The sequence below is a fragment of the Paenibacillus sp. NPDC058071 genome (assembly GCF_042885235.1).
Classification (GTDB): Bacteria; Bacillota; Bacilli; order Paenibacillales; family Paenibacillaceae; genus Pristimantibacillus.
In genome coordinates this window covers 19,887-33,088 of record NZ_JBHVSK010000016.1, presented here as the reverse complement: position 1 = coordinate 33,088, position 13,202 = coordinate 19,887, and the positions used below count along the sequence as shown (strand labels likewise).

The following is a 13,202-nucleotide window of genomic DNA, read 5'->3' as shown; positions in this document are numbered from 1 at the left end:
TCGTCCACGCAAGTCGTCCACGCAAGTCGTCCACGCAAGTCGTCCACGCAAGTCGTCCACGCAAGTCGTCCACACAAGTCGTCCACGCAAGTCGTCCACACAAGTCGTCCACACAAGTCGTACCCGCATCACTGCCACCCTCGTTAACGGCGCTCTATCCCAGCACCACCTACGCTCTACCCATCAACCGATGCCGTCTTCGACGACATCGGTTTTCGGCTTCGGCGTCGAGCTCGGCGCGTTCGTGCCTGGACCGACGTGAATGATCGTCGGCTGGGCGCGGTACGTGTCGCGGGAGACCCGCTCACGAGAGACGGCCTTGCCGTCCTTAACGAGCGTACGATAAGTCTCGACGACGGAACCGCTGCGTCCGTTCTGCACAACGACTCGCGCTCCCGACTTCAACGATTTGTCGGTGACATACTGAATGGACGGAGCGATTTCCTTAACGGTTTTAGATTCGATATCATAGCGGATATTTTCCGGCATGGTGCCGAACATTTTGACGGTCAGCTTCTGATTGTCGACAGAGGTCCGGATAATAAGATGCTTGCCGGTCGAGTTGCGGAATCTGAAATCGATCGAGCCAGTAGCGAAGGTAGCGTCCTGTCCCTTCGGCAAATAGGCGACGGGCAGCGAGTGATTGCGGCGCTCGACGACTTCGATGCCGGTGCGCAGCACAACGTTGTACAATGTACTCGATACTTGGCAAATGCCGCCGCCGATTCCCGGAACGAGCTTGCCGTTCTGAATAACCGGCGCCTCCCGGAAGCCATACTCCTTTCCGGCCAGCTTAATGACGTCGCCGTACGAGAACACCTCGCCCGGAGCCAGATGCCAGTCGTTCAACGCATTCGCGGCAGCGGTTACGTTATGGGCCCGGCCTTCGGCGCTGGAATTGAAGTCGGTCGTGAATTCGAATATTTTTCGGTCGATTCCTTCGGCTTTCAGCTGCTCCAGCGTCACTTTCGGATGCACGATGTCGATCGGCAGCGACTCGGTCACCGATTGCTCTGGCCGTCCCCCGATTTCTGCGCCGGACAAAATGAGCCAAGGTTCAATCTTATCGACTAACGGCGCCGGGTTGATGCGATAAGCATCTACATGAGGTACGTAAACGATCTCGTCCTTATTTGTAATCGTACGTGTGGCGTCCTGCGGATCGTTGTTGTCGATCCAATCCCACTGCTTGCGGACAAGTTTTTCAAATTTAGCCCGATCGAAGCTTTGCTTTAATTCATAGGTCCGCGGGAAGCGGTAACGATATTTCGCTTGCTCCAGCAAATTGCCCTGATGCAGCTTTTGCAGCGCCTCCTTTAAACCGATCACCTCCACGCTGTAGCCGATCTCTTTAGCGGTCCACTCCATACGATCGGCCGTTTTCTCGTTTGCTTCCACCGCTACGGTGCGGAGCTCCAACAATTGCACATACTCCTCCACCTGCTTTACCGCATCTTCCACCGTTAGCCCGCCAACGGAAATGCCGCCTGCGGTCGTGCCTTCGGGAACGGTATTCTGTTCCGTATAGTACCGCAGCATGCCCCATAGCACGGTAGCGATAAGCAATAGAAAAGCGATTAAGATAATGGTGACATGCAGTTTTTTCATCGGTCACTCCACCTTTCCAGTATTCCGGCCAAATGGCAATGTTTCATATATATGCAGCCGTCCTTCTGGATTTGTCTGTTTTAGCAAGGAGCGGAGCCAATTGCATGCCGAGACGAAGAGTTCGACAAATGCAGCGCAATGCATCGGCCGAAGTTTGTCGAATGAAACGACATTTCCCGGGACATAGAGCTCGAAGGTCTTTATGAGAATTGTGAAAAATGAGGTAAAAATCCCCATAGTGGAGGAATTTCGCCTTCTCTGTCGAATTATTAAGATCGTGCGAAAAAGGGCGACTCCGCCCTTTGGCGAAAACTATCGTATTTTACGGTTTGATAAATAACAGGATGTGATAATGTTGATTGAAATGCAGGACATTTGGAAGACATACGCAGACGGAACGCACGCGCTTAAAGGCGTCTCCGTTCGAATAGATCGCAATGAATTCGTTTACTTAGTGGGACCGTCGGGCGCCGGCAAATCGACCTTTATGAAGCTGATCTACCGCGAGGAGGTGCCGACAAAAGGGCAAATATCGGTGAACGGCTTTAACATTGGCAAGCTTAAGCCGCGAAAAATCCCGTTCGTGCGCCGCAATATCGGAGTCATATTTCAAGATTTTCGCCTCCTTCCGAAGCTGACGGTATATGAAAATGTCGCTTTCGCCATGGAAGTGATCGAAGCTCCTCGCCGCATCATGAAGAAGCGGACGATGGAAGTGCTGGAGCTGGTCGGCTTAAAGCATAAGTACAACAGTTTGCCTGCTCAGCTGTCGGGCGGCGAACAGCAGCGTGTGGCTATCGCGCGGGCGATCGTCAACAATCCGGCCGTGATTGTAGCGGACGAGCCTACCGGTAACTTGGACCCTGAGACGTCCTGGGGCATTATGAATTTGCTTGAAGAAATCAATTTCCGCGGCTCGACGATCGTTATGGCTACGCACAACAAAGAAATCGTTAATACGATGCGCAAAAGGGTCATCGCGATCGAGCACGGCAATATTGTTCGCGACGAGGTAAGAGGGGAGTACGGCTATGAAATTTAGCACGTTCCTTCGTCATATCCGCGTCGGCTTTCTGAACATCATCCGCAACGGCTGGATGTCGTTCGCTTCGATAAGCTCGATGTTTATTTCGCTATTTTTGTTGGGCGTGTTCCTCCTGTTGGCTTTTAACCTGAGCAGCATCGCTTCCGATTTTGAGAACCAGGTTCAAATTCGCGTCTATTTGCAGACCAACATTGAGAAAGAAAAAATAACGGAACTGCAAAATAAAATTGGCCGCATTACAGAGGTCAGCAAGGTAACGTTCGTGCCGAAAGAAGAAGGGCTCGAGCTGCTTCGCAAAAACTTGGGAGAGTCGGGCGACGATTTGCTGGACGGCTACGACAAGGAAAGCAATCCGCTTCCCGATTCGTTTACCGTCGAAGTGTATGAGCCGCAGACGATCGAAGCGGCCGCGCAGGAAATCGATAAAATCAACAAAGCTGACGATATGGCGCCGATTACAAGAATCAAGTATGGACAAGGCACGGTAGAAACCTTGTTCAAAATTACGAACGCCGTCCGCCTCATCGGATTCGCCATCGCCATCGCCCTCGGCGTAACCGCGATGTTCCTTATTTCCAATATGATCAAAATGACGATTATCGCCAGACGCCGCGAGATCGGCATTATGAAGCTGGTGGGCGCGACCAATTCGTTTATCCGTTGGCCGTTTTTCATAGAAGGGGCAATGATCGGCGTTATAACGTCCGTAATGACGACGGCTGCTGTATTGTTCTCTTACTCCAAACTGCTGGAGCTGACACGCGTCGAGCTAGGCCTGATGATGCTGAAGCTTGTTCCGGTTGAAGAGTGCGGGTGGACGGTAGCGTTGATCATTATTAGCTTGGGCACGTTGTTAGGCGTGTGGGGCAGTACAATCTCGGTAAGAAAATATTTGAAAGTGTAGGTGACCGTGCGGATGAAGAGCAGAATTCTATTAATAGTTATAACGATGCTGGCGGTTTTTGTATTGCAACCAGTCGGAAGTCATGCGTCTTCCGCACTGGATAAAATCAACAAAGATCTTGCCGCCGCCAAAAAACAGATCGAGCAATCCGAGAAAAACGCCAAAAACGTAGAACATAAAAAAGAAGAAGTCGGCGCAAAAAAGACAGACGCTCAAGAAGCGATCAATAGAATTATGAAGGAATTGGATGGAGTCGTCATTAACCTGACTCGCGTGCAGCAGCAGGTGGAAGACGAGGAGGCGTCGCTGCAAAAGGCCGGCGAGGAACTGGTGGAAGCGGAAGAGCGGGTCGTATCCCGCGATGCCCTGCTTCAGCAGCGGCTGCGGCTGATGTATGAGAACGGTTTCGTTTCGTACCTGGACGTACTGCTCAGTGCAACGAGCTTTTCCGACTTCTTGGATCGCTTCGATTCGTTGCAGTCGATTTTGACACAGGACCGCAATATATTGGAGCAGCTTAAGAAGGATAAGGAACTGGTTATCGAGAAGAAGGAAGAAGTTGCCCAAAAGCTGGAGGAAGTGAAAGTCAGCTACGCGAAGCTGCAAAATTACCATACTCAGCTGGAGAAGAAGGAAAAAGAGAAGGAAGTTATGATCGCCAGCTACAACAAGGAGCTGGAAGAGCTTGACGAAATCAGCGAGGAAGAAGAAGCTCGTCTGATTGCGCTGGCTAAAGAAGTTTCGGAGCTCATGAGGAAGCAGGAGAAAGAGAAGCAAAGAATCAAAAATCCGTATAAGGGCGGCAAGCTAGGCATGCCGATTCAAAACTACGCGCGCGTCAGCTCGGGCTTCGGCTACCGGATTCATCCAATTACAGGTAATAGAAAGCTACATACGGGAATGGACTTTGCGGCCAAGCAAGGAACGGACATTTTTGCCGCCGAATCGGGTATCGTTATCGTCGCGCAAGTATGGAGCGGGTACGGCAACTGCGTCATTATCGATCATGGCAACGGCACTTGGACGCTATACGGTCATATTCGCAATAACGGGATTAAGGTCAGCAAAGGCGATGCCGTTAAAAGAGGGCAGAAAATCGCCGAGGTTGGCAACACCGGCCAATCGACTGGACCGCATCTTCATTTCGAAGTACGCGTCAACGAAGTACCGGTTAATCCGAGCAGTTATTTGAAATAAAAAATAGGGCAGTACTTCAGGCAGCCGGAACGGCTGCCTTATTTGTCCGAAGAAGAGAAGCACCGGCCGCCTAGACAATGGGCAGCCGTAATGCTTTTGACGTAAATAATGAAGGGCGGCTTGTCATATACTATTGTAGTTGACAAAGCTAGGCATGAATCGCAGGCGCTTTTCGAAGGAAGGAAAAGCTGGCCTCCGAACAAAAAGGTGGTGTCGAAGTGCAATTTAGAGGCCGTACCGTGATCGCTTTCATCCTGTTAACGATGATAGCTACTGCAGTCGTTACCTTGAATGTAGCGGACCTGCGTTTGACCGCGAGCTTAAAGGCGAAGCCGGCGGTTTCGGCATCCAAAGGAGATTCCGGATTTAGTTCCGATCAATTGTCGAAGATCAACACGGTCGTCGATTTGATCGAGAGCAAATATTATCAGAAGATTAAGCGCGACGAATTAGTGGATGGAGCCGTGAGAGGAATGATGTCGGCGCTCGACGACCCCTACTCGGTTTATATGGAAAAAGACGTCGCTCAACACTTTTCCGAATCCATTGAAGGCTCGTTTACCGGCATCGGCGCCGAAGTGACGCTGGAGAAGGGCCGGATTACGATCGTTTCCCCGATTAAAGGCTCTCCGGCGGAAAGAGCCGGCCTGCTGGCGAAAGATATTGTGCTGTCGGTGAACGGCGTGAAGCTTGACGGTTTTACGTTAAACGAGGCTGTTGCGAAAATTCGTGGTCCAAAGGGAACGAAGGCAAAGCTGATGATCGAACGAAGCGGGTCCTCCGAGCCAATCGAGCTGACGCTCGTCCGTGACGATATCGATGTCGAGACGGTTTACTCGCATTTCAACCCGGAGGAAGGCACCGGCGTTATCGAAATTCGCCAATTCTCGTGGAATACTGCGGAACGGTTCAAGGACGAGCTGGCCAAGCTTGAGGGACAAGGCATGAAGCATCTTGTCATCGACGTGCGGAATAATCCCGGCGGCGTACTGCCGGTTGTCGTCGAAGTCGCCCAGTCGTTTATTCCGAACGGAGAGGTCGTCGTACAGGTTGAGAACCGCGACGGCAAACGGGAGCAGTCGAAGTCGAAGGGCGGGACGAAAAAAACGTACCCGATCGCCGTGCTTATGAATAAAGGCAGCGCCAGCGCATCAGAAATACTGGCGGGAGCGCTTAAGGAGCGGGCTGGTGCGGTACTGGTTGGCGAGACGACATTTGGAAAGGGAACTGTCCAAGTCAGCTACAATAAAACGCTGGGCGACGGCAGTCTGGTGAAGATGACGATTGCCAAGTGGTTAACGCCCGACGGCAATTGGATACACGAGAAGGGAATCGAGCCGGACATTGCGGCCGCTCCTCCTGCACTGTATACCGTCGCCCGATTAAAAGTGTCGGAAACACTTCGTCTTGATTCACTCGGCGAACAGGTGAAGAGCGCTCAGGTCATGCTGGACGGTCTTGGCTACAAGCCCGATCGGTCCGACGGCTATTACAGCGAAGGCACAAGTCTTGCGGTAGAGCAATTTCAACAATCTTTCGGCCTGCCGGCCACCGGCGAAATCGACGCGAAAACAGCGGAAGCGCTGGAACAAGCGGTCGTCGCTTGGTTAAAGGACGAGAATAACGACATTCAACTGCATAAGGCGATCGAGGTCATCGGCAGGAAATAGCGCCAGGGCGTCGAATCAATAAAAGGTTGATCCTGTACATGGGGGTCAGCCTTTTATTATGGAATCGGTAACGAGAGGAGTTGGCTTGCGAGAGTGGAAGCGGTATGGGCATTATTGTCTCAATTGGGGGCGGCGGCGCTGCATCTGTTGGCGCAGCCGTTCTATTATATAGCGGTTTTGTTTATTGCCTGGCAGTATACGAGACAAATTAGGCTGGAGAGGCAGATGTTCGCAGTAAAGCTGCATCTTTGGCCCGGCTTGCTCCTTCGGGCGGTCGTTGCAGGCTTGGTCGTTGGCTTAGCCGTATCGGTCGTGAGCGCATTCATCGGCACGAGCCTGACGCAGGAGACGGTGCTCTGGTTATGGGCGGCTGCGGCCGTTCTGATGGTTTTCCGAATCCGTTACTTGTGTTTTGCTTACGGTGCGGGAGTGCTGGCTTTGCTGCAATGGGTCGTCGGCTGGACTCCGCTTGCGGAAAGCGGCGGCGTATTCGGGAAGCTGGCGGTCTCGCTGGCCTCGATCGATATGCCGGGGCTGTTGCTGCTCGTGGCGCTGCTGCATTTGGCCGAAGCGCTGCTCGTCCGTACGCAGGGCGACCGGCTTTCTACGCCGTTATTTCTGGAGGGCAAGCGCGGCAAGCTGATCGGCGGCTATGCGCTGCAAGGCTTCTGGCCGGTGCCGCTCTTGCTCATTGTGCCGGCGGCCGGCGGAGGGGGCGCCTCCGCAGCGCTTCCTTGGAGTTCGCTGCTGTCGGCCGATTGGACGCAGGGCTGGACGATTATCGCGCTGCCGATGGTGATCGGCTTCAGCGAGATGACCAAGTCGATGCTGCCTCGCGACAAAGCAAGGCATGCCTCGAAAGGACTGCTCTATTTCAGTATTGGCTTGACGGCTGCAGCGCTGCTTGCTTGGTGGCAGCCAATGCTGCTGCCTGTTGCGGCGCTTTGCTCGCTGCTGCTTCACGAGGCGATGATTTGGCGCAGTCGTGCCGTCGAGGCGGCTCGCAGCCCGCTGTTCGTCAACGATTCGCGCGGATTGCGCATTTTGGGCATCGTTCCGGGTACGCCTGCGGAAGCGATGGGACTTGGCACGGGCGAGACGATTGCCAAGGTTAACGGCGTCCGCGTTCGCACGAAGGAAGACTTGCATGCCGCGCTTGCAAGCAATCCGGCTATGTGCAAGCTTGAGGTGCTTAACTTGAGCGGAGAGATTAAGTTCGCGCAGCGGGCTCGTTATGCGGGCGAGCATCATCAACTCGGCGTTATCTTGGCGCCGGACGATCAAGCGAACTATTACGCAGCGGAAGGACCGGCTTCTCTGCTTGATTTACTGCGCAGCAGCCGTACAACGAGCCGCTGGACCGATGCTGCCGGAGAAACGGCGGCGGATGAACGCGCATAATTATTTGCTGTTTGCATAGCTTCGCTCCCGTTTCCAACGGAGCGGAGCTTTTTTAATCTGCTCAACACTTCACAAGCATTTGATATGGTCGATTTTCCATTATTGGAGAGAAGCTGGTCATTGCATCCATTCGCGCATAAAGCTATAATGAAGGGGAACACATATTCTTATTCGGCGTCGGTTGCGGGAAATGCGCGGTCGGCCGCTTGATTTCAGAAATGATGACCATAATGATAGATAAACGGAAAGCGGCTCAGCGGCATCTGAACGAGATTATCTCACTATAAGATGGATGTTTCAGTGTCGACCGGAAAGTCGCATAGCCTATAAGGGACGGGGTGGAAAGGAAGTCGTGAAGGAGACGTTTCAATTAAAGTCGGATTACAGTCCGCAGGGTGACCAGCCTAGAGCGATTCAACAGCTGATCGACGGAGTGAAGAGTGGCGTCAAACACCAGACACTGCTCGGCGCGACCGGTACCGGCAAGACGTATACGATTGCGAATACGATTGCGCAGTTGAACAGGCCGACGCTCGTCATCGCTCACAATAAGACGCTGGCAGCGCAGCTTTGCAGTGAGTTCAAGCAGTTTTTTCCCGATAACGCCGTTGAATATTTTGTCAGCTATTATGATTACTATCAACCGGAAGCTTATATTCCGTCATCGGATACGTATATCGAGAAAGATTCCAGCATCAACGACGAGATCGACAAGCTGCGCCATTCGGCGACAAGCGCGTTGTTCGACCGCCGTGACGTCATTATCGTCGCCAGCGTGTCCTGTATTTACGGTCTGGGCTCGCCGTCTGAATACGGCAATTTAGTGCTGTCGCTGCGCGTCGGCATGGAGAAGCCGCGCGACGCCATTCTTCATAAGCTGGTCGACATTCAATACCAGCGCAATGATATTAACTTTATTCGCGGCACCTTCCGCGTTAGAGGAGATATCGTTGAAATTTTCCCGGTTGCGAACAGCGAGCGGGCGATCCGCGTTGAGCTGTTCGGCGACGAGATCGAGCGTATTACCGAGATTGACGTGCTGACCGGCGAAATCGTCGGCGAACGTGAGCATGTAGCGATCTTCCCAGCCTCTCACTTCGTGACGAGCGAGGATACGATGAAGCTTGCGCTTGTCAACATTGAGCGCGAGCTGGAGGAGCGGTTGGCCGAGCTGAAGGAAGCGGGCAAGCTGCTGGAAGCGCAGCGGCTTGAGCAGCGCACTCGCTACGATCTCGAAATGATGTCGGAAATGGGTTTCTGTTCCGGCATTGAGAACTACTCCGGACCGCTGACGTTCCGCGAACGGGGGTCGACGCCGTATACGCTGTTCGATTATTTTCCAGAGGATATGCTGATCGTGATCGATGAGTCGCACGTATCGGTTCCCCAAATTCGGGCGATGTACAACGGCGACCGGGCAAGGAAGGAAATGCTCGTCAATTACGGCTTTCGTCTGCCGTCCGCTATGGATAACCGTCCGCTCAAGTTTGAGGAATTCGAGAACAAGGTGAAGCAGACGATCTATGTATCCGCTACGCCAGGCCCGTACGAGATGGAGTATTGCCCGACTATGGTAGAGCAAATTATTCGTCCGACCGGTCTGATCGATCCGGTTATCGAAGTGCGGCCGACGAAAGGGCAGATCGATGATTTGCTGGGCGAAATCCGTGACCGCATCGCCAAAGACGAGCGGGTGCTGGTGACGACGCTGACGAAGAAGATGGCCGAGGATTTAACCGATTATTTTAAGGAGATCGGCATCAAGGTGCGATACCTGCACTCCGATATCAAGACGCTGGAACGTATTGCTATCTTGCGCGATTTGCGACTGGGGACGTTCGATGTGCTCGTCGGCATCAACCTTCTGCGGGAGGGACTCGATTTGCCTGAGGTCTCGCTCGTCGCTATTTTAGACGCCGACAAGGAAGGCTTCCTGAGGTCGGAACGCTCGCTCATTCAGACGATCGGACGGGCGGCGCGTAACAGCGAGGGACACGTTATTATGTACGGCGACAAGATTACCGATTCCATGGACAAAGCGATGAAGGAAACGGAGCGTCGTCGCGCGATTCAGATCGCCCACAACGAGGAGCATGGTATTACTCCTCAGACGATCCGCAAGAAAGTGGCGGATGTCATCGAAGCGACGAAGGTGGCCGAAGAGAAGAGCGATTATTTAACTGGCGTCGGCGCAAGCAAGATGACGAAGAAGGAACGCCAGAAGCTCCTCGAAAGATTAGAAGCGGAAATGAAAGACGCCGCCAAAAACTTGCAGTTTGAAAGAGCCGCCGAGCTCAGGGACGCCTTGCTGGAGCTGAGAGCGGAGTTAGAATAGAGAGCGGGATAGGGAGGAAGTTTCATTGGCTAGCGATAAGATTGTCATAAAGGGTGCTCGCGCCCACAATTTGAAAAATATTGACGTTACAATTCCGCGTGACAAGTTCGTCGTACTAACCGGACTTAGCGGTTCCGGCAAATCGTCGCTCGCCTTCGATACGATCTATGCGGAAGGCCAACGACGTTACGTCGAATCGCTGTCGGCGTATGCTCGCCAGTTTCTAGGGCAAATGGAGAAGCCCGATGTCGATTCGATCGAAGGACTGTCACCCGCCATTTCCATTGATCAGAAGACGACAAGCCGTAACCCGCGCTCGACGGTCGGAACGGTAACTGAAATTTACGATTATTTGCGTCTGCTTTATGCGCGGGTCGGAAAGCCTCACTGCCCGGAGCACGGCATCGAGATTACGTCGCAGACGGTCGAGCAGATGGTGGACCGGATTATGGAATATCCGGAGCGGACGAAGCTGCAAATATTGGCTCCGCTTATTTCCGGACGCAAAGGCGAGCATACGAAGCTGCTGGCCGACATCCAGAAGCAAGGCTACGTTCGTGTGCGGGTGAACGGTGAGCTGCGCGAACTGAGCGAGAAGATCGAGCTGGAGAAGAATAAGAAGCACAGCATCGAAGTCGTCGTTGACCGGATTGTCGTTAAATCAGATGTCCACGGTCGATTGGCTGATTCGCTTGAGACGGCGTTGAATCTGGCCGACGGCCGCGTAATCGTCGACATTATTGATCAGGAGGAGCTGTTGTTCAGCTCTAATCTGGCTTGCCCGGAATGCGGCTTTAGCGTCGATGAGCTGGCACCGCGCATGTTCTCCTTCAACAGCCCGTACGGCGCTTGTCCAGACTGCGATGGGCTCGGCTTTAAAATGATTATCGACCCCGATCTGATCGTTCAGGATTCAAGCAAGTCGATAGAAGAGGGAGCGTTTGAAGCTTGGGCGGGAAGCTCGAACCGGAACGGCTACTATCCGCAATTTCTGTCTTCGGTTTGCGCGCACTACGGTATTTCGAAGGATGTGCCGGTAAGTGAGCTGAGCGCTGACCAAATGAAGAAGCTGCTTTACGGAACTGGCGGCGAACGGGTTCGCTTTGTTTACGAGAATGAATTCGGCCGCCGCAAAGAAGCTTACGTGCCTTTCGAAGGCATCGTGCACAGCTTAGAGCGCCGTTATCGCGATACGGGCTCCGATGCGATGCGGGATCATATCGAAAGCTTTATGAGCACGAAGGCTTGCGGAAGCTGCAAAGGTCATCGTCTGAAAAAAGAAACCCTCGCGGTTACGATTAACGACGAGAACATTGCTTATGTAACATCGTTGTCGATCGGCGACGCGCAAAGCTTCTTCAACTCGCTGACGCTGACAGAGAAGGAACAGCAAATCGCCAACTTGATTTTAAAAGAGATTAACAGCCGCCTTGGGTTTCTCGTCAATGTCGGTCTCTCGTATTTGTCGATGAGCCGGGCTGCCGGCACATTGTCGGGTGGCGAGGCGCAACGGATTCGACTGGCGACGCAGATCGGCTCCAGTCTGATGGGCGTCTTGTATATTTTGGATGAGCCGAGTATCGGTCTTCATCAGCGGGACAACGATCGCCTGATCGAGACGCTGGAGCATATGCGTAATCTCGGCAATACACTTATTGTCGTCGAGCATGACGAGGATACGATGCTTGCTGCTGATCATATTATCGACATCGGACCGGGAGCCGGCATCCATGGCGGTCAAATCATTGCCGAAGGTACGCCAACCGAACTGATGGCCGATCCGCATTCGATTACAGGTCAATACTTGAGCGGGCGGAAGTTTATCGAGGTGCCCGAGAAGCGTAGGGACACCGGCGATAAGTGGCTGGAAATTCGCGGGGCGAAAGAAAACAACCTTCGCGGCGTAAATGTGAAAATTCCGCTTGGCGTATTTACGGCGGTAACCGGGGTTTCCGGCTCCGGCAAGTCGACGTTGGTGAACGAAATTTTGTATAAGACGCTCGCCCGCGATTTGAATAAAGCGAAAACCCGTCCGGGCGCATACAAGGAGTTTCGAGGCTTGGAGCATCTGGAGAAGGTCATCGATATCGATCAATCTCCGATCGGACGGACCCCTCGTTCGAATCCAGCCACTTATACGGGCGTATTCGACGACGTCCGCGACCTCTATTCGACGACTAACGAAGCGAAGGTCCGCGGTTACAAGAAAGGACGTTTCAGCTTTAACGTCAAAGGCGGGCGCTGCGAGGCGTGCAGCGGCGACGGCATCATTAAAATCGAGATGCACTTCCTGCCGGACGTTTATGTGCCTTGCGAGATTTGCAAAGGCAAGCGCTATAACCGCGAGACGCTGGAAGTAAAGTATAAAGGAAAGAATATTGCGGAAGTGCTCGAGATGACGATTGAAGACGGATGCAAGTTTTTCGAGAACATCCCGCGTATTCATCGCAAGCTGCAGACGCTTCTCGATGTCGGCCTCGGCTATATGAAGCTGGGACAGCCTGCAACAACGCTTTCGGGCGGCGAGGCACAGCGCGTCAAGCTCGCTTCCGAGCTGTACCGCCGCAGCACCGGCAAGACGCTGTATATATTGGACGAACCGACAACCGGTCTTCATGTGGCCGACATCGACCGGCTGCTGACGGTGCTGCATCGTTTGGTGGAGTCGGGCGAATCGGTGCTCGTCATCGAGCATAATCTTGACGTTATCAAGACCGCCGATTACTTGATCGACCTTGGTCCCGAAGGCGGCAACGGTGGAGGTACGATCGTTGCGACAGGCAGACCGGAGGAAGTGGTCAGCGTTACGGGATCGTACACCGGCAAGTATTTGAAGCCGGTACTCGAACGCGATCGCGAACGGACGCTGCAGAAGCAGCGGAATCAAGAAAGCGTCGCTGTTGTTAGCGAGTAATTATTGAAAAGAGATGGTTTTTCGCATCCGGTTGGTCCGGTGTGGAGAACCATCTCTTTTTTGGGATCAAACTTAAAATCAGTGCTTGACGGAATAAGAGAGAGCAGGGAAGAACCCTCTGACCCGTA

At 53.2% G+C, this 13,202-nt stretch carries 8 protein-coding genes; 7 read left to right on the top strand and 1 reads right to left on the bottom strand.

What is annotated here, in order from left to right; translation table 11 throughout:
• Window positions 1-183: 183 nt before the first annotated feature.
• Window positions 184-1,608, bottom strand: a complete 1,425-nt coding sequence (locus tag ACFVTB_RS21715; protein ID WP_387753899.1) for a VanW family protein — start codon at window positions 1,606-1,608, stop codon at window positions 184-186.
• A gap of 355 nt (window positions 1,609-1,963) precedes the next feature.
• On the opposite strand from ACFVTB_RS21715, the gene ftsE reads away from it, so the two are divergent.
• The 7 genes from ftsE (at window position 1,964) to uvrA (ending at window position 13,074) form a co-directional block, all read left to right on the top strand.
• Entirely contained in the window at window positions 1,964-2,650 is a 687-nt protein-coding gene (ftsE, locus tag ACFVTB_RS21710; protein ID WP_387754064.1) for a cell division ATP-binding protein FtsE, read from the top strand.
• On the top strand, window positions 2,640-3,557 hold the full coding sequence (gene ftsX / locus ACFVTB_RS21705) for a permease-like cell division protein FtsX (protein ID WP_387753897.1): 918 nt from the start codon (window positions 2,640-2,642) through the stop codon (window positions 3,555-3,557). The genes ftsE and ftsX overlap by 11 nt, the downstream gene beginning before the upstream one ends.
• A 12-nt stretch (window positions 3,558-3,569) precedes the next feature.
• Window positions 3,570-4,754: a murein hydrolase activator EnvC family protein gene (locus ACFVTB_RS21700; RefSeq protein ID WP_387753895.1), complete on the top strand. Its 1,185-nt coding sequence runs from the start codon at window positions 3,570-3,572 to the stop codon at window positions 4,752-4,754.
• Window positions 4,755-4,972: 218 nt separating this feature from the next.
• The gene (locus ACFVTB_RS21695; RefSeq protein ID WP_387753893.1) at window positions 4,973-6,424 is read left to right on the top strand and encodes a S41 family peptidase; all 1,452 of its coding nucleotides are present in this window, start codon (window positions 4,973-4,975) and stop codon (window positions 6,422-6,424) included.
• A 93-nt stretch (window positions 6,425-6,517) separates the two neighbouring features.
• The gene (locus tag ACFVTB_RS21690; protein ID WP_387753891.1) at window positions 6,518-7,825 is read left to right on the top strand and encodes a PDZ domain-containing protein; all 1,308 of its coding nucleotides are present in this window, start codon (window positions 6,518-6,520) and stop codon (window positions 7,823-7,825) included.
• Window positions 7,826-8,177: 352 nt separating this feature from the next.
• Window positions 8,178-10,160: an excinuclease ABC subunit UvrB gene (gene uvrB, locus ACFVTB_RS21685; RefSeq protein ID WP_387753889.1), complete on the top strand. Its 1,983-nt coding sequence runs from the start codon at window positions 8,178-8,180 to the stop codon at window positions 10,158-10,160.
• A gap of 25 nt (window positions 10,161-10,185) precedes the next feature.
• Complete coding sequence (gene uvrA / locus ACFVTB_RS21680) at window positions 10,186-13,074, top strand: excinuclease ABC subunit UvrA (RefSeq protein ID WP_387753887.1); 2,889 nt, start codon at window positions 10,186-10,188, stop codon at window positions 13,072-13,074.
• Window positions 13,075-13,202 lie beyond the last annotated feature (128 nt).

What these genes read in the sequence shown, in the direction of transcription:
- ACFVTB_RS21715 (WP_387753899.1), bottom strand. Translation starts at nt 1,608, where the DNA reads ATGAAAAAACTGCATGTCACCATTATCTTAATCGCTTTTCTATTGCTT.
- ftsX (WP_387753897.1), top strand. Translation starts at nt 2,640, where the DNA reads ATGAAATTTAGCACGTTCCTTCGTCATATCCGCGTCGGCTTTCTGAAC.
- ACFVTB_RS21700 (WP_387753895.1), top strand. Translation starts at nt 3,570, where the DNA reads ATGAAGAGCAGAATTCTATTAATAGTTATAACGATGCTGGCGGTTTTT.